Source organism: Robertmurraya korlensis NBRC 107688 (assembly GCF_001591645.1).
GTDB lineage: Bacteria > Bacillota > Bacilli > Bacillales > Cytobacillaceae > Robertmurraya_A.
In genome coordinates, this window is sequence record NZ_BCVH01000016.1 from 41,501 (window position 1) to 58,626 (window position 17,126).

The 17,126-nt window shown below is 37.8% G+C and carries 15 protein-coding genes; 4 read left to right on the forward strand and 11 right to left on the reverse strand.

Annotated features, from left to right (window positions below; all coding sequences use genetic code 11):
• Window positions 1–15 precede the first annotated feature (15 nt).
• The 6 genes from essB to BKO01S_RS17710 all read right to left on the reverse strand — a co-directional run bounded on the left by essB (window position 16) and on the right by BKO01S_RS17710 (window position 8,320).
• Window positions 16–1,332, reverse strand: a complete 1,317-nt coding sequence (gene essB, locus BKO01S_RS17685; protein ID WP_084362135.1) for a type VII secretion protein EssB — start codon at window positions 1,330–1,332, stop codon at window positions 16–18.
• Between the two features lie 21 nt (window positions 1,333–1,353).
• Window positions 1,354–1,605: an EsaB/YukD family protein gene (locus BKO01S_RS17690; RefSeq protein ID WP_066057197.1), complete on the reverse strand. Its 252-nt coding sequence runs from the start codon at window positions 1,603–1,605 to the stop codon at window positions 1,354–1,356.
• A gap of 10 nt (window positions 1,606–1,615) precedes the next feature.
• Window positions 1,616–2,116, reverse strand: a complete 501-nt coding sequence (gene essA / locus BKO01S_RS17695; RefSeq protein ID WP_066057200.1) for a type VII secretion protein EssA — start codon at window positions 2,114–2,116, stop codon at window positions 1,616–1,618.
• Complete coding sequence (gene esaA, locus BKO01S_RS17700; RefSeq protein ID WP_066057204.1) at window positions 2,091–5,546, reverse strand: type VII secretion protein EsaA; 3,456 nt, start codon at window positions 5,544–5,546, stop codon at window positions 2,091–2,093. The genes essA and esaA overlap by 26 nt, the downstream gene beginning before the upstream one ends.
• A gap of 169 nt (window positions 5,547–5,715) precedes the next feature.
• The gene (locus tag BKO01S_RS17705) at window positions 5,716–6,012 is read right to left on the reverse strand and encodes a WXG100 family type VII secretion target (protein ID WP_066057207.1); all 297 of its coding nucleotides are present in this window, start codon (window positions 6,010–6,012) and stop codon (window positions 5,716–5,718) included.
• A 565-nt stretch (window positions 6,013–6,577) separates the two neighbouring features.
• On the reverse strand, window positions 6,578–8,320 hold the full coding sequence (locus tag BKO01S_RS17710) for a methyl-accepting chemotaxis protein (protein ID WP_066057211.1): 1,743 nt from the start codon (window positions 8,318–8,320) through the stop codon (window positions 6,578–6,580).
• 199 nt (window positions 8,321–8,519) lie between these two features.
• Here BKO01S_RS17710 and BKO01S_RS17715 point away from each other — a divergent pair, with 199 nt between their 5' ends.
• The 4 genes from BKO01S_RS17715 to BKO01S_RS17730 all read left to right on the forward strand — a co-directional run bounded on the left by BKO01S_RS17715 (window position 8,520) and on the right by BKO01S_RS17730 (window position 11,782).
• Window positions 8,520–8,747 carry a DUF1858 domain-containing protein gene (locus BKO01S_RS17715; protein WP_066057215.1) on the forward strand — a complete coding sequence of 76 codons (228 nt, stop codon included), beginning with the start codon at window positions 8,520–8,522 and terminating at the stop codon, window positions 8,745–8,747.
• A 14-nt stretch (window positions 8,748–8,761) separates the two neighbouring features.
• A complete protein-coding gene (locus BKO01S_RS17720) occupies window positions 8,762–9,994 on the forward strand; it encodes a DUF438 domain-containing protein (RefSeq protein ID WP_066057219.1) in 1,233 nt (410 codons plus the stop codon).
• A 74-nt stretch (window positions 9,995–10,068) separates the two neighbouring features.
• Window positions 10,069–10,467, forward strand: coding sequence for a YbaN family protein (locus tag BKO01S_RS17725; RefSeq protein ID WP_269748553.1), 399 nt, complete (start codon window positions 10,069–10,071; stop codon window positions 10,465–10,467).
• A 133-nt stretch (window positions 10,468–10,600) separates the two neighbouring features.
• Window positions 10,601–11,782 carry a DUF4317 domain-containing protein gene (locus tag BKO01S_RS17730; protein WP_066057223.1) on the forward strand — a complete coding sequence of 394 codons (1,182 nt, stop codon included), beginning with the start codon at window positions 10,601–10,603 and terminating at the stop codon, window positions 11,780–11,782.
• Between the two features lie 79 nt (window positions 11,783–11,861).
• Here the strand turns inward: BKO01S_RS17730 and nikE are convergent, their stop codons facing one another.
• From nikE to nikA, 5 genes are read right to left on the reverse strand one after another with little or no spacing between them, the layout of a single operon-like run.
• Window positions 11,862–12,683 (reverse strand): nickel import ATP-binding protein NikE, encoded by an 822-nt coding sequence (gene nikE / locus BKO01S_RS17735; protein WP_066057225.1) that lies wholly within the window; start codon window positions 12,681–12,683, stop codon window positions 11,862–11,864.
• A gap of 31 nt (window positions 12,684–12,714) precedes the next feature.
• Window positions 12,715–13,545: an ABC transporter ATP-binding protein gene (locus tag BKO01S_RS17740; RefSeq protein ID WP_066057228.1), complete on the reverse strand. Its 831-nt coding sequence runs from the start codon at window positions 13,543–13,545 to the stop codon at window positions 12,715–12,717.
• Between the two features lie 18 nt (window positions 13,546–13,563).
• On the reverse strand, window positions 13,564–14,394 hold the full coding sequence (gene nikC, locus BKO01S_RS17745; RefSeq protein WP_066057232.1) for a nickel ABC transporter permease subunit NikC: 831 nt from the start codon (window positions 14,392–14,394) through the stop codon (window positions 13,564–13,566).
• Window positions 14,391–15,335: a nickel ABC transporter permease subunit NikB gene (gene nikB, locus BKO01S_RS17750; protein ID WP_066057237.1), complete on the reverse strand. Its 945-nt coding sequence runs from the start codon at window positions 15,333–15,335 to the stop codon at window positions 14,391–14,393. The genes nikC and nikB overlap by 4 nt, the downstream gene beginning before the upstream one ends.
• Window positions 15,336–15,354: 19 nt before the next feature.
• Entirely contained in the window at window positions 15,355–16,983 is a 1,629-nt protein-coding gene (gene nikA / locus BKO01S_RS17755; RefSeq protein ID WP_066057239.1) for a nickel ABC transporter substrate-binding protein, read from the reverse strand.
• Window positions 16,984–17,126: the final 143 nt, after the last annotated feature.

Below are 17,126 nucleotides of genomic sequence, written 5' to 3' on the forward strand. Positions count from 1 at the left end.
GTAAACGGTCGTCTCTTATTGCTCTGATGTATTTTCTGTATCACTAGCTTCAGGATTTACGGTTTCTCCTTCAGTAACAGAAGGTTCGTTTACTTGTTCTGGCTTACTCACTTGTTCGCTAGCTGACTCATCCTCTATGGTTTCAGACTCCGATGAATCTTCCTCCACCAATGAATCCATTTCGTATTTTTCTGCATAAGTTTCATATTGATCTTGATATTGTTGAACTTTCTTTTCCCTTTCAGTTCCACTTAAATCAGGGTCATTTTTTACTTGTTCTATTTGCTTAATAAGTCCATACATAATTAGCTGCGGATCATCAATATACTTCGCTAAATCAACCGTTCGACTGAATTCGCCTCGCCCATTATAAATCCAATATAGAAGGTAATTCGGATCACTTTTTATACTTACATTGTTAAGAATTGTCTCTTTTTGCTTATCCGATAATCTCTCAGATTTGATATAAGAATATGCAAGAACATACTTACTCGAATCTGGTAAATCCTCTGGCTCTAGCTCCTCTAGCTGATCAATCACATTGTTATAATCCAACGCTAAAAAGCTTCGATTCGCTTCCAACAGGTGATTTTGAAAAGGTACTTTCACTAATCCTACATACGCTAACGGAATAGCCAATATAACGGAGAGTGCCAACATTGAAAACGTTAATCGTTTATAAAGCCTGAATCGCTTTTTTGATACGACTTGCATGTTCTTCTCTGTGGCCTTTTTTTCCTCCATGTATTTCCCGTTTAAAAATTGAATGAGTGAATCGCTATTTTCACACTCAATAACCTGACGTTCGAACTCTGTATCCTTCGCCTGCGGAAGAGAACCAGCCATAAGCTCGTCATAGGAATATTTTTTTGAAAATAAGGCGATGGTCAGGCACTTGTACTGAATTGTGAAGCTCTTTTCATCAAGATGATAAGGGGGGACTAAATCCCGGATTCCACGATAGATAAGGGCTGGGATCAGATTATCGTCGACGATTAGATTATCCGGATGAAGGAAGAAAGTCATTCTTGTGGTTAAACAATGTTTGAAGCGAGCTAAGTTACACAGCAGGCGTAACTTGTCTTTTCGATCCAGCTTAAGAATATCGTCCCAAGTCTTCGCTTTAGGATCAACGATATAGGAAAAGCAAAACAAATCGTCTTCTTCCTCAACAACTGCAGGGACACATAAGCCTGAGTCACTATTAATCAAAGACATTTGACGAATATCTTTTACACGTGTTTGTGATTTAGGTAGTTTTAATTGCCATTGATCTTTATCAATGGAGAATTGAAAGGTTAGTGACTCCATTTGGATCGTTTTTTCTTTCATGATTTCCGACTCCTTTTACGCTTATAAAACGACTAAAATATCGCCATTTGTCACTGGATGGTCAACGAGGCGATCATCATCTGCCAATATCAGCTCTTTATCGGCAATTTTAACTGCAAATAGAGCTTCTTTTTCTAAAGCAAGATGTAATGTTTCATCTAAATTAGCTAGCAATTGCTTAATGGGCTGGTGCAAAGGGATTCGCAAGTCATAAGTCCCTTTGCCCCATTTATCAAAATCTACTGTTATATTTACATGCGTTTCTTTTGACATGGTATCCCTTCTATTCAAGTAATTTTCTCATCATAAAATAAACCCCTCCACAGCAGGCGACAACAAATCCAACAAGAGCTGTGGCAATCTTGGAGCTTGAACCGTCCTTGCCGGTTTGGTTAATAGAACTAGGACTTTGAACCTTATAGTCACTTGAAAAAAGTGTGTTCTTTGACACCTCTAACGTTGAACTAGAAGCTTCTGGTTGAACAAACAAGCTCTCCTCCATACTTTTTAATGTACTGTCCAGTTCTATTTTCTTATTCTGAATAGCAGCACGAGTTTGTTCTCTGAACAAACCCGGTACCTGCTTTTCTAATTCCGTTTCCTTTTGGGACTCTATATCTTGTTTTTCTCTTTCTGCTGTGTCCTCACCAATCCGATCTGTTTTGAGGCGCATCTCTCCACTATGATCTAGGTTCCCCTCCGCATAAGAGGAGGGTGAACCTATAGCAAATATCCCAACCGTACAGAAAACAAACATACTACATACTTTCCGTAATCCCTTCATTACTTACCTCCTCGTTTTTTGAAAAACGATGGACTACAAACAACTGACTAACCAAAGCAATCATCATAATTGCTAGTAACGAGAAGACAATTGCCTGAGTATTTGCAGCATTGTTTCCAAACTCCATCAATAACTTCTCTACATATTGAAGTGGTGAAAATTCCTTTAGCTTAGCTGCTGAGGAAGACTTGTCGAAATGAAGTCCGATCGCTTCTGTTAAGAATAAGTACAAGCTTAAAAGAACAAGTAGGATAAACATACCTCCCATTTTTAACTGGCGAAGTAAATACGTTGCAACCAAAAGCATCGTCATCATAATTAGGGTAATGACTCCCACCCATGACAGAAGTCTTTCCTCGTTCATTTGTAATAGATAGCTTGAAAGTAACCCTATTACGAGCCCTTCCACTACACCGATACTTGTCGTTAAGATGGTGATTGGAGTATTTAATCCCACCAAGGTCTTCTCTTCAGAGAATGAATCGTCAGCGAGTCTTTTTCTTTCACTATTGGAAATAACATACGCTGTAAATAAAGCAACGATGAAACAAAGCAAAACGATGAAATATGGAGTAAATGAGTCTCCTTCCATAATGACACCAGCATTTTTCGTTTCTACCGGATTCGATAGGAAGCTTAGTAGATTTTCATTTGGTCGATCTCCGATACGGCTATTGGCTAGTACTCCTGCAAAGTTCTTGGCAAAGTCCTGGTCTTCCGCTAGTTTATTCGTTAAATTATTCGAAAGTTCTCCTGCCTGCTTTACAAGAGTGGTTCCACTTGCCTGTATGTCCTTTGCCTGGTTATCAATCGCATCAAATGTATCATATACATGGTCAGCTGAAGTTAGGTTGCTTTTCGATTGATCTGCAAGGGATTGGCTAGATGCTAGTAACGAGCTAAAATTACTATCTAATGCCAGAACAGCCTTTTGCTCGTCGTCCCCATTACCTAATATTTTGGCTTGTTCCTCCTGAAGCTTCGTGCTTACTTCACGCCATTTTGCTAGGTCTGCTAGCGTTTTTGTAAGGTTCGTATTTTGTACTTCCGCTTGAGCCATGGTCTTCTGAATCAATTCAGTTAAGAGCTTGGAATTATCATTGGCAGTATAAACGAGTTCCAAATATGCCTCTATCTTCGCTTTCAATTCTTCCGTTTCCGCACGGAATTCTTCCGTTGTTTGAGCTGCAACAAAATTGGCTAATATATCTACAATGTCCTGCTTATTAAATAGATAGTATAGGGAATCCTCCGTGGCTAAATCTTTTAAACTAACATGATTCAGCTCTTCCGCAAATTCAGAACGGCTAAACTGATCCAATTCAACCCCAAGGTATACGTCATATAGGGCTAATAGCTTTTGGTAATCCTTCACAGTGTCACTTGCTGCATTAATTAATGAACTAGTAGAATCGTTAACTAAAGGTGATAACAACTGGTGAGAAATTAGATTGTTAACGATTTTAAGCTTTTCAACGATGGTGATGGGAGTAGCTTCCGGATCATCAACTGGCTCTTTCTCCTCCGTTGGGTCTCCCCCTTCAATTGGCTCTTCGGTCGTATTCTCCTCAGCTCCTTCTGTAGGCTGAGTATCATCCTGTTCTTCAGTAATCAGGCTTTCTGCTACAACTGTTGCTCCCGCTGTAGCTGTCTCCACTACAGGAAGTTCAGTCTTTCCTTCATTAATCGGTTCTTCAGGCTCAGCTGGTTCCTCCGGTGAAGTGGATCCTTCCTCCGGGGTTTCTGGTGAGGCAGGTTCCTCCTCTGGGATTTCAGGCACATCTGGAGTATCTACATCGGTCACGTCTTTTTGGTCTAATCTCCAGCTCCATTTAACTGGTTCATAAACATTAATATTGTTAGTCGTCTCTAACATTTTCACCTTTACCTTTACACCAAAATTCCCTTCCGATGTTTGGGGTAAGTTGACCTTATTATTTTCAACGAATGACCTTGTATAATCCATCTCTTCACTGTTGGGAAGAGTTAATAATAATTGAGTAACAACAAATCCCTCTGGAATTTTGATTGAAAATTCCTGACCACTTTTCTTTTTATTCTCTGGTATGATGACAGAATCAGCTAACGTTACACCGTCCGTTATTAAGCTGTTTCTAATTTGACTTATTGTGCTCAATAGAGGAAGACTATCTCCTCCTCTGCTTGGTACATAGTTAAATTCCTGACTGTATTTATTAGATAAGGCCATTACGTTTCTTAGCTGGGTAATCGTTTCTTCTCGCATGGCTATCCCATTTAAATCGCTTGGATTTAAAGAAGGTAACCGGTCAATTTGCTTTTGTATAGAACGACGAGCCTTTTCATCTGGCCCAACAAAAAAGTTATTTAAATATACACTTTGCTCTTCACCAGAGGAATGTCTTATTTCCTTTTTTAACTTCTCACTAATTGAACTCTGCATATCCGAAGCTAGTTGGTCCGCTAAATCTGTATCTGTATTTTCTACTTGTTCCTTCGTTTTACTTAAAAACAGTTGGAGTGCAGATGCTTCAGTCATAATATTTGCTGGTTGATTTTCTTTTAATTGAAACTGTTTATTAATCTCATTGTTTGCAGCGATTAAATAATCTAACTGTGCAAGTAGATCCTTGTTCTTCATTTGGCTACTAAAATCACTCAATTGTACGGAAAAATTATTTGATACAAGAGCATTCGTAGCTTTCATTTTGTTATAGTCTGAAATGGTAGATTGATATTCTTTTCCTGTTTGTACACCAAGTCCCAGATTGTTCTCAAAATCCTTTAAAATGTCTTGAAATCCTTTAAAGCTTTCCCTCGAAACATTTGTATTTGATTGGACTGCCCCAAACTGTGATGTGTAACCTTCTAACGGTCCATGAATCGCATTATTATATACAGACGTATATAATTGTTCTTTTTTAATGATAGTTGAGATATTATCCTGTGCCTCATGTAGATTTCCAATGACACTAGCAAAGTAAACATCAATAATACGGCGGTTAAAGTCCCCTATAATTGCGCTAGCTGTTTTTTCTGCTTTGGCTTTAAAATTACTGTTATCAGACGCATTAATTTTATAATTTAGTACAACTTGTTCTGGTGACTGTGAATCAATGGATAATGCCTTCTGTGTAAAATCATTTGGTATCACAATCATCATGTTATAAGAGTTGCGCTCTAAGCCACTTTCCGCAACCCCACGACTTACCACATACCAATTGTGTTCTTCATCTTTTTCTATACTTTTAATGAACTCTTTACCGAACTCATACTTTTGCCCATTAAAATCAGCACCCTGGTCCTCGTTAACCAGCGCAACTGTCATTTTTTGATTATCCTCACTAGTATTGCTTTTTGTTGCTGAATTTAAGGCAACATAAGAGCCACCTGAGGATAGGACAAGCACAAGTACTAAAAATAGTAATATGCTACGCTCAACCTTTTTCATCCCATCATCCCCTGCTTCATTCGCTAATATGTAAAAAATTATGTATGAATTCAATTACGTTTCATGTGAAAGCAATCAAAGTGTAAAAGCCACACAACACATGTCGCGTGGCCTTAGACTGATTACTCATAGTGCCGAATGATTTGTCTTAGTCTACTAAGTTAATAGATTAGTTTAGACCAAAGTTCTGAGATAATTGCTCATCATGTTGTGCCACAGCATCAGCCGTTTTGTTCAATTGAGTATTGATTTCTTGCATTAATTGAGCAAAGTTTTGTACTTTAGGGCTTAATTGATTAAACTGATCATCAAATCTTTGGAATGCTTTACCTTCCCATTCGCCACGAAGTTCGTTTTGTAGGTTTGTAAGCTCTCTTAAAATCTGTTCGATCTGTTGTGCACTACGGCCATAGCGAGTTGCCTTTGATTTAAGCTCTTCAGGGCTCATACGGATTTGTCCAGCCATTGTTCTCCATCTCCTCAATGTAAATTTCGCCTATAAATAGGCAATTATTTATCATAAATATAATGATAAAACTAACTAATAATGCTTTACTTACTTCGTTACTCATACATACCTTATGTATCTTGTTATCTTATAAACTTTCTTTGGAAGTAATTCCCTTATACTTATATAACACAGCTCCTACTAATCAATCAATTTGCCCATAAATCGGCACCGAAATCCATCTAGTACTTTTTTCCATATACCTTTTGAAACTAGGATTTTTTTGCATAATCAAGTTACAAATCACAACTTTTTTACCACACCTATAGTGTTAATTACTTTAGAAACAAATTGAAAAAACAGGAAAAACTAGGTATTTATAACTGTTTTTAACTATTATTGTAAAAATACACAACTTAATTACACTACGACAGAAATATTTCTTATTTTATTTATTTCTAGGGTACTTTTTACTCACACAGACAAACCAAATCCTAACCATTTCAACGGATCATAAACCCTCTGCAAACAAAAAAAGCCTTAACCCATTTGAGTTAAGACTTTCTAATTCTAAAAAATGTTCTTATATTTTAAACCGCTCACTTTCCTCTTTAAGCTCTACAGAAGCGGAGTTAAGTTCCCTAACCCATTGATTCATCTCTTCCGTCGACCCAGTCATCTGTTGAGAGGATGCCGATACTTCTTCAATACCAGCTGCATTTTCTTCTGCAATGGCGGCAATTTCCTCAATCGACTTATTCATACTGTCCTGTTTCGTAACAACCAAATTCAGTTGCTGACTTAAGTCGATAATTTTCTTGTTCATTCCTTCAATAAGCTGTGAAATCTCTTTAAATGTAAGACCCGTATCTTTTACATTCTCTTGGCCAGCCGTTACCACTTGTATTCCTTCCTCAAGGGTATCCACTACTTTCCTAGAGTTATTGTCTACTTTTCCTACAATCTCTTGAATTTCGTCCACTGACTTTGATACTTCCTCCGCTAGCTTTCTGACTTCTGAAGCGACAACGGCAAACCCTTTTCCTTGCTCCCCAGCTCTTGCTGCTTCAATCGCTGCGTTTAGAGCTAGTAGATTGGTTTGGTCAGCGATCGAACGAATCAGTGTCACTAACGAGGATACTTGTCTCGTTTGTTCTGCCAGGTCCTTTACTTCCGTTACGGAACGAGTAACCACCATATGGATATCATTCATTCCAGTAACAGACTGCTGCATTAATTGGTAACCGGACTCTGTATGTTGAGTCACTTCCTCATTTAATCGAGATAGTTCTTTTCCTTTTGAATCTGCCTCTTCAATTAATCCTGAAAATTGCCTCATATTCTCTGCAAGTTCTGTAGATAAAGTTGCTTGGGTCTCTGCTCCCGTTGCCATTTCCTCCATCGTTAAGGCAATTTGGCTAGAACCTTCTAGTAATTCAGTAGAAGCAACGTTTAACTCTTCGCTTTTCTTATTGATGGTCAGTGAGGTTCCTTGCATGTCTTGAGCCATCTTCTCCAGAATCTTACTCATTTCTGTCATTGATTGATGTAATCTACTAATTTCATCCTTTGATTTAAAAGTAAGCGTATTTAGCGTTTCTTTAGCAAGATTAAGATTCCCTTGCGCAATATCTTTGGATACAGCTGTAAGAATGGATAAAGGACGAAGCTTTTTTCCCAAATAGAAATAAACCACTCCTAGAATGCTCAGTAGGATCACAAGAGATACCCCTAGTTGAATAGGAATAGACTCTTTAATTACCGAATCAGTAATGGCATGAACTTGGGTAGCTTCCATATCAACACCCACTATCCCTAGAACCTCCCCCTCCTTATTTTTGATAGGAGCAAAAGCAGACATATATTCCCCAAACTCAGGGTCTTTTACTATATCTGTGCTACTAACACCACCGGCCACAACCTCTTTTACATCATCATATTTCGTTGCTGTTGTTGGTTCACCAATTGGAACGGCTTCACCCTTTGGTAAACCATCAATCATAATTTTTAGAGACTGATCTTCTTCTACTTCCAAGGTGTAAACGTACATGGCCCCCATCTTTACTCTGTAATCATTGAGCTCTTCTTGAAGATTACGATACGTTTCATTTTCTACTGGGTCTGCTAGAAAATTTGCATAATCATCCGCGTCAATTGCCTTCGCTACCCTTTCAGCATGGATAATCCCATTCGTTTTGAGGGTTTTATCAATGGACTGCTGAGAACTAAAGTAAATCATGGCAGCGTTTATAATAAAAATGCCTATGATCATAGTAAAAAGCATGAACATAAATGTATTTTTTAGAGACTTGTCCTTCCTCTTCATAAAAATCCCCCTAATAAAGTCCTAGTAATATATTCATTATATCGTAATTTAATTGAAAAAATAGAGAGTTAACCAACATATACATAGTGCTATTTACTCATTAATGAGAAACATTTTCATTTGTGATGCACATCACATTGGTTTCAAGACAGATATGATACATTAACCACATAAAGCACTAAGTTATGGGGTGATGGAAATGTCAAAGACCATTAATTTAAATCAATCCCTTTATGAAATATGTACTCAATTTCCAGAAGTGATATCAATCATGGAGAGTCTAGGTTTTGAAAACATCTCAAAACCCACCATGCTTCAAACCGTTGGCCGTGTAATGACGATACCTAAAGGCTGCCGAGTGAAAGATATTCCATTAGAAACTGTCATCCATACATTTGAAAATCATGAGTTTGAATTAATCAAGTAACGGAGGGGTTACCAATGAGTGAGATCATAAATAATCGTGAACAAGTACAGTTAAATAAAACAGAACGCCAAGAAATTTTAAAAGCAATCATAAAAGATTTGCACATGGGACGAAGTGTGGAGGAAGTTAGGGATGAATTCGAAAAAGCGGTAGGTACCATCTCCATCGAAGAAATCTCCCAGCTTGAACAGGCTCTTATGGAAGAAGAGGGCATACCAGTCGAAGAAGTTCAACGCCTATGTTCTGTTCATACGGCGATTTTTAAAGGGTCCATTGAAGAAATCCATCGCAGCCAAAAACCAGAAGATCAGCCTGGACACCCCGTTCATACATTTAAGCTAGAAAATAAAGAAATTGATATGCTTGTGAACTTCAAAATCCAATTACACTTTGACCGTTTTAAAGCAGAGGATAGCAGTGATAACGTGTTTAAATTAATGGAGGACTTAAATCTGTTACTCGATATCGATAAACACTATAGTCGTAAGGAGAATTTGTTATTTCCTTTCTTAGAGAAATACGGAATTTTCGGTCCTACAAAAGTGATGTGGGGCGTGGATGACGGAATTCGAGAAGCGATAAAAACAGCGAAACAGGTCTTATCAAACTATTCTAATCATGATCATCAATCAGCTGTTAATTCCCTTGAATTCGTTATCCGTGAAGTATCTGAGATGATATTTAAAGAAGAGAATATATTATTCCCAATGGCACTTCAGCATTTAACAGAGGATGAATGGATTAAGATTGCTCATGAGAGTGATGAAATAGGCTATTGTTTAACAAGTCCCGCTGTCGAGTGGAAACCGGAAAGAAAAGCACTTGCTAGCACAGCCATGTCAGAAGGCTTCATCCGTATGGAAACAGGCTTTTTATCTATTGAGCAACTAGAACTTATGTTAAACCACTTACCTGTTGATATCACCTTTATCGACCAGGACGATGTGGTAAGATACTTCTCCCACGGGAAAGAACGTATATTCATAAGAACAAAAGCGGTCATCGGCAGAACCGTTCAAAATTGTCATCCTCCGAAAAGCGTTCATATGGTTGAAGAAATTTTACAGGACTTTAAATCCGGGAAAAAGGATAGCGAAGACTTCTGGATTAAATTCAAGGATAAATACGTTTATATCCGTTACTTTGCAGTAAGAGATGAGAAGGGAACTTATATGGGGACTCTTGAATTCACCCAAAATATTGCCCCTATTAAAGAAATCGATGGGGAGAAACGGATATTAGGCTGATAAAAGGAGATAGAGCTATGGAGATATGCATATATTTATGGTATAGCTATTAGTATATCTTCTATTAAAGTCAGGTGATTAGCATCAAAAATATAAAAAGCATTCTCTTTTTCCTTCTTGGAATGATTTCCTTGGGTATTGGGATATCAGGAATCATTCTCCCTGTTCTGCCAGGCCTTCCATTTCTCTTATTTGCCTCTTATTGCTTTGCTAAAAGCTCTAAAAGGATAGAAAACTGGTTTAAGAATACAGCACTTTATGAAAAATATGTGGTACGGTTCCTACAAAAGAAAGGACTCACACGTAAAGAGAAAATTCGAATCAACTTGATTGCCGATTCCTTCATTTTATTTTCAGTACTTTATGTGGACCTCCTTTTCGTACAAATCATATTAATAGGAACAGCCCTCTACAAGCATTACTATTTTATTAAGAAAATCAAAACGATCGACAACCATGAAACCACTTCCTAGGAAGTGGTTTTTCTATGATATAACTGGCCTTCCACATCACAATTTATGTTAAAATAAGTGAATGTCCAAAAGAGGAAGATACTTATATATCACGTTGAAATGCAATTAGCGTAGCTTAGGAGTGGAATAAGTAATGAACAAAAAAGACGTAGCAAACATACGAAAACAGTTCAAAATAAATAATGATTTACTCAAAATCAGCGATATTTTCAATGTCTATATTATGAAGGATTCAAGTGATATCTATCATCACCAAAGCCAACCCTTTGCCATGCTTGACCAGGATCAACAAGAATTATTTATGGGTAATTTTAAAAAGCTGCTTGCTGGTCAAATGGATGAGAAGCTTTTCGAACTAAGATTTCAACGCAATGCTGAAAATAGCAGTCAACTCATTTTACATCAAGGGTTGCTAAGCAGTGATGTGGAAGACTGGAAAGAGCAAATGCTTAAAATGGTAGGCAAAATGCTCTTGAACAGACAATACGAAATGGATATCGTCGTTACATTTATTCGTGCAGAATATTTAAAGCCGACCAAACGTCGGAATGACGAGGCCGAGGAAAGCGAACGGGATAGGGTTTACTCTCACCCTTTTATTTTATGTAGTATCAACAATACACAAGAGCCAAAGAAAGAGCTGCTTTTTGACTATGTGGAGAGAGAGTTCAAATATCACTTTGTGGTTGATCCGATCATTAACCTCAATACTCCTATTGCTGGCTTTCTATTCCCTGCCTTCACCGATAACTCAGCCGATGTGAACCATATTCTTTATTCGGCAGGAAAGGTTCATGAGCCTGACTATTCATTCATTGAGGACGTACTAAATGGCGAAGAAATCATGACCGCACAAGACGATAAAATCGTTTTTGAAGAAATCATTAAAGATGTTACAGGAGATCAATTAAATACCTCTACTCTCGCTAATGTATATGAAGAAATTAATCGCATGATCGTCGAAAACGAAGAGGAAGAACAACCTAAATTAGATACAAAAGACGTAGAACGCGTGTTAACGATGAGCGGCATTGAAGACGTAAGCACGGAAAAGGTAGAAGCAGCGTTCCAAAAAATCATAGATGATGATAAATACGAGATAAAAGCAAGTAACATCTTGCCGAAGTTTAGTTCAAAGTCCATTAAAATCAGCACGAAAATAGCCAATATTTCCATCAGCCCACAAGATTTAAGATACGTCAAACAAGTTCATCTGGCCGGCAAACGGTATCTCATGATTGAAGTGGAAGAAGATACGGTGATTGAAGGATTTACGATGATTCCAGAAGCTTTTGGTGGGAGTCAGGAGGAATAATAATATAAAAAAGAAGCTTCCAATAAGTAAATTGAACTTATGGAAAGCTTCTTTTTATTTATAAGGTACTCTAGTCGCTTCATGTCACCCTATTCTCCAAAGTCCTAATCGTACGAAAGCGCGGATGTTCAGAAAGGACAGACTCTCTTAATCGTTTGACTACAGGGTGTTTAGAGGAAAAGAATTCATCATTTGAGTCGTAAAGCTCAATCAATTCTCCTCTTTCAAGAACGCCAATTTGATCCGAAATGGAAAAAGCCGCTTTAATATCATGTGTGATAAAAAGATAAGATAAACCGTAGTCATCCTTTAATTCGCTTAATAATTGTAAAATCAAGCTTTGTGTCACCATGTCTAAACTACTTACTGATTCATCAAGAACAATTAATCTCGGTTTCAGAGCTATGGCTCTAGCAATATTAATTCGTTGCAATTGTCCACCACTAAATTGATGAGGGTATTTTTTTAAATCCGATTCATGTAAGCCCACACGTTCTAGTAGCTCAATCACCCTTCTTCTCTGTTCTTTTACCGTCAGTTTCTCATAGTTCTTTAAAGGCTCACTTATAATTGATTCAGCTGTCATTCGAGGATTAACCGATGAATAGGAATCCTGAAATACCACTTGGAGATCACGACGGATCTTTTGTCGTGTAAGCTTATCCGCTTTGTAAATATCATGTCCTTGAAACAAAACCTGACCTTGCTGTGGACGTTGAATTCCAAGAATGACTTTCCCAAGAGTACTCTTACCGGCTCCGCTTGTACCAATTAAGCCCAAACAGGTTCCTTCTTGGATATCAAAGGAAATATCCTTAAGAACTTTTGTTTGATCCTTGCCATTAAAAAGCTTCTTCGACTGAAAGCTTAAGTTTACTTGCTTTACCTGTAATAAGCTCAATGGTGTCCCCCCTCGGAAAATATAATCATCTTTACAGCATATAGGTATAAGGTTGTTTCTCAGAATATAAGGTTGGCCTTGTCCTTAATAGCTTCTTCGTGTATTCATGTTGTGGATGATCAAATACTTCTAGTACATTTGCGGATTCTACTATTTTCCCATGTTGCATCACGATCACATGGTCCGCCATTTCCGAAATGACTCCAAGATCATGAGAGATGAGTAAGATGGATGTTCCATATTCCGAGCGAATTTTATCTAGTAGACGAAGAACTAGCACCTGGCTGTGAAGATCCAGTGCAGTTGTTGGCTCATCTGCAATAATAACCGACGGCTGTAAGCATGCAGCCATGGCAATCATTACTCTTTGAAGCATACCTCCACTTAATTGAAACGGATAGTATTTTAATAATTTATCTGGCTCCGGTAAATTTACACTTTCCATTACATCCATCGCAAGCTCCCTTGCTTGCTTCTTATTCAACGATGTATGGGAGCGAATCGTTTCTAGAAACTGTTGACCAATCGTAAAAACGGGTGTAAAAGCATTCATCGGATTTTGCATGATAAACGCGATATCTTTCCCTCTAATTTTCCTCATGTCCCTGTTACTTAAGCCATTTAATTCCCTGCCGTTTAGGGTAATGCTTCCTATAATATCTACATTTTTTCTATCGTGTAGCTGCAAGATAGACATACTCGTAACCGTTTTCCCACTACCGCTTTCCCCAACAAGGCCAAGGATTTCACCTTTTCTTAATCCAAAATTAATATCTTGAACAAGTGTGGTAGAACCTTCCTTTGTTCTTACATCCACTTGTAAATTTCGCACATTTAAAATGTTTCGATCGTTTGTATCCATTTCAACAGTCCTTTTTTATTAGCGACGTTTCACTCCGAAACGTTCTGATAGTGATTCACCTAATAAGTTGAAGGTAACAACGACTAGCATAATCATTAAACCTGGGTATATCATCAGAGCTGGATTGGTTCTGATATACGACTTCCCTTCATGGATCATCGCTCCCCACTCTGGGGTAGGAGGTTGAACACCTAACCCTAAAAACGACATCGATGATAAATTCATGATCGCCCACCCCATTTCTAAGGTTCCCATTACTGCTAATGAGGGGATCACATTGGGAATAATATGATTTTTCATAATGGTCCATGTGGAAGAACCACTGATTCTAGCTGCCGTAATATAGTTCTGCTCTTTCAAGCTTAAAACCATTCCACGAATAACCCTTGCGTAATAAACCCATTGTACGAGAATTAGTCCTAAAACGACTTGTTTTAGACCCGCTCCCCAAATGCCTACAAAACCAATAACAAACAAAAGACTTGGTATCGCCATTAGGCCATCACCTAGTCTCATTAACAATTGATCCACCCAGCCACCTTTATATCCAGCAATGATCCCAATAATAAGACCGATGCTTAAAGCCGAAATAAAAATAAGCATAGCATATCCGAGAGATATACGGGCGCCATACAGGATACGTGACAACGTACATCGGCCTAAATGGTCGGTTCCTAATGGATATTCCAATGAAGGTTTCTGTAGCTTATCAGCTAAATTAACAGCGATCGGGTCATTAGGCGCAAGCCAAGGGGCAAAAATAGTGATAACAAACAACACACACAGTATAAACGAACAAAATACAATTACTTTACGACTTTTCAATTGTTTATAAAACTTTGCAATCATTGAAATTGCCTTCCTTTTCTAGAGATACGTGGGTCAATAAACATTTGGATAAGGTCGACAATCAAGTTGCTAATAAGGAATAATCCCGCTGCTAATAGTACATAGGCTTGAATGACAGGAACATCACGGTTGAAAATGGCTTCAAGAAAATAACGTCCAAATCCTGGCCATGAAAAGACCGCCTCCACGATGATCGCTCCAGTCAATAAATTCCCTAAGTTCATTCCAAGTCCCGTAATCATCGGAGAAATCGCAATCCTTAATACATGCTTGCCCATGATGGCCATCTCATGAATCCCTCTCGTCCTTGCAAAAAGAACATAAGACTCTTGTAAATTCTCTAAGATGCTAGCACGTAACAGGCGAGTATATAGAGCGATTAAAGGGAATGCCAAAGTGAGGGAAGGAAGAATTAAATGCTTCCACGTTCCCGTACCTTCTACGGGGAAAAGGTCCAATTTTACAGAAAAGAAAAAAATAAATAAATATCCAAGCCAAAAAGATGGAATGGATGCTCCAATAAAAGAGAGGAATCGACTAAAATGGTCCATTCCACTGTTCTTCTTTATACCAGCTAAAAACCCTATCGGCACACTTACGAATATAGCTATCAACAAACTACCTATTGTTAGTTGAATGGTTGCTGGGATTCGCGCGGAAATCTCTTCCCATACAGGTTTATTCGTAACATAAGATATGCCAAAATCAAATTGGCATATCTTAATAAGGGTATTCACATATTGAATTAGAAGAGGTTGATCTAAGCCGAACTCATGTCTTTTTTGTTCCAGCGCCTCATCCGTTGCTTGGATATGTGCTGCAGCAAAGTAGGCCTCTGCAGGATCCACCGGTGACAGGTTTATCATCCCAAACGTTATTAGTGTGGCTATTAGAAAGATGGGAACGATGGTGATGATTCGTTTAAAGACATAAGTAGCCATAACTACCTCCTCCTGATGCTTACTCTTTTACGCTAATTCCTGTAAATGGATGTTCATCTCGGTTACCAGGAAATGTAAAGTTAGAAATATCCTTTTTATAAATTGCTATTTTCTTGATATACGAAATAGGGAGTATTGCACCCTGCTCTTGTAATGATCCTAAGATTTCTGAATATAGTTGTTGACGCTCAGCTTCATCTGTTGTTTGCGTAACTTTAGCGATTTGGCTAAGGATTTCTTCTTTGTTAGAATAAGCTGAAATGGCTTCATTAAATCCAAAACCTTCTGTAGCAACTATGTTTACAAAAGTATGTGGGTCATATGGAGCACCATAGTTACTGAAGAAGTTCATATCGAACTCATTCGCTTTGAATCTCTCAACTTGAGTCGTAAGCTCCACACCTACAATATTTAATTTAACACCTAATCCTGCCCACTCTGATTGTAATGTTTCAGCCATTGTCTTTTGGATAGATTCAGCTGAGTTATACATTAACTCTACTTCTAGTGGTTTTCCATCTTTTTCACGAACACTTTTACCTTCTGGCAGCTTCCAGCCAGCTTCATCTAATAGTTGCTTCGCTTTTTCTACATTATATTTTACTGTATTTACATCAATATCTGAAGTATAAGGGAAGTTTGTTGGTAAGATATAGTCAGCCTTCTCTTCCAATCCAGATGTAACTCCCTCAACCATTGCTGCTTTATCAAATCCATAATGTAATGCTTGACGAACACGTTCATCGGATAGTTGTTCTTTCGTTGTATTTAAAACAAGCTGTCTAGTAGCAACTGGTTCTGAAATACTAGTCCCGTAAGACCCTGTTGATTTTAATTGATTAAACGAATCTATACTAATAACACCCTCACCATAAACAAGGTCTAATTCACCTTTTTCGAAAGCAAGTACACGAGTTTCGGCATCAGGAATGATTTTAACCGTAATCTTCTCTACGCTTGGGAGTTCTCCCCAATACGCTTCGTTACGTGTGAAGACAGCGTACTCGTCTACTTTATAATCATCAAGTACCCATGGACCTGTCCCAACTGGCTTTTCTACCCCTTTGGACGTGTCCCCATCTTGAGGGAAACCAGCTTCTCCAAGGAATCGAACAGGACGTACAACAGCTAACTCCTGGATCGTAGGATAATAGGGTTCAGTTAACGTTAATTTAAACGTATTCTCATCGATTACCTCTGTTTGAGCTATCTTTGAAATAAATCCTAACCAACTATGAAAATCTACATTTTTAAGTATAGCATCAAAGTTCTTTTTCACAATCTCTGCATTAAAACTAGTACCATCAGAAAACTTTACATTTTGGCGTAAATGGAATAAATATTCCTTCCCATCCGGAGAAATCTCCCAAGACTCTGCTAAATGTGGTTTTAGCTCTCCTCCATCACCGTAGCTCACTAAAGGTTCATATACCATTGACTGAGAAAATAATTGAGACGGATTGTACACATGTGGATTCAATTCACCGATATCTCTAGGCCATGCAAAAGTAAGCGCATTTTCACTCTTACTTGTAGTTTCCTCTTTATTTTCTACTGATTCATTTGAACAACCGATTAAAGCTATTGATAAAATAAGAATAATCACAGATATAAGTAAAACTGGTTTTTTCATTATTTGATTAGACATTATAATTGCTCCTCCTATGCTGATAATGATAACTATTATCAATAGTAGAGTCGAAGCATCTAATTGTCAATACAATTTCCAATTGTCACAAAGTATTCACTATATATATGTTTGTTGTGTTTTTTATACCTAACTATAATAAA

Coding starts and splice junctions, on each gene's coding strand:
- essB (WP_084362135.1), bottom strand. CDS start 1,332: ATGAAAGAAAAAACGATCCAAATGGAGTCACTAACCTTTCAATTCTCC.
- BKO01S_RS17690 (WP_066057197.1), bottom strand. CDS start 1,605: ATGTCAAAAGAAACGCATGTAAATATAACAGTAGATTTTGATAAATGG.
- essA (WP_066057200.1), bottom strand. CDS start 2,116: ATGAAGGGATTACGGAAAGTATGTAGTATGTTTGTTTTCTGTACGGTT.
- esaA (WP_066057204.1), bottom strand. CDS start 5,546: ATGAAAAAGGTTGAGCGTAGCATATTACTATTTTTAGTACTTGTGCTT.
- BKO01S_RS17705 (WP_066057207.1), bottom strand. CDS start 6,012: ATGGCTGGACAAATCCGTATGAGCCCTGAAGAGCTTAAATCAAAGGCA.
- BKO01S_RS17710 (WP_066057211.1), bottom strand. CDS start 8,320: ATGAAGAGGAAGGACAAGTCTCTAAAAAATACATTTATGTTCATGCTT.
- BKO01S_RS17715 (WP_066057215.1), top strand. CDS start 8,520: ATGTCAAAGACCATTAATTTAAATCAATCCCTTTATGAAATATGTACT.
- BKO01S_RS17720 (WP_066057219.1), top strand. CDS start 8,762: ATGAGTGAGATCATAAATAATCGTGAACAAGTACAGTTAAATAAAACA.
- BKO01S_RS17730 (WP_066057223.1), top strand. CDS start 10,601: ATGAACAAAAAAGACGTAGCAAACATACGAAAACAGTTCAAAATAAAT.
- BKO01S_RS17740 (WP_066057228.1), bottom strand. CDS start 13,545: ATGGATACAAACGATCGAAACATTTTAAATGTGCGAAATTTACAAGTG.
- nikC (WP_066057232.1), bottom strand. CDS start 14,394: ATGATTGCAAAGTTTTATAAACAATTGAAAAGTCGTAAAGTAATTGTA.
- nikB (WP_066057237.1), bottom strand. CDS start 15,335: ATGGCTACTTATGTCTTTAAACGAATCATCACCATCGTTCCCATCTTT.
- nikA (WP_066057239.1), bottom strand. CDS start 16,983: ATGTCTAATCAAATAATGAAAAAACCAGTTTTACTTATATCTGTGATT.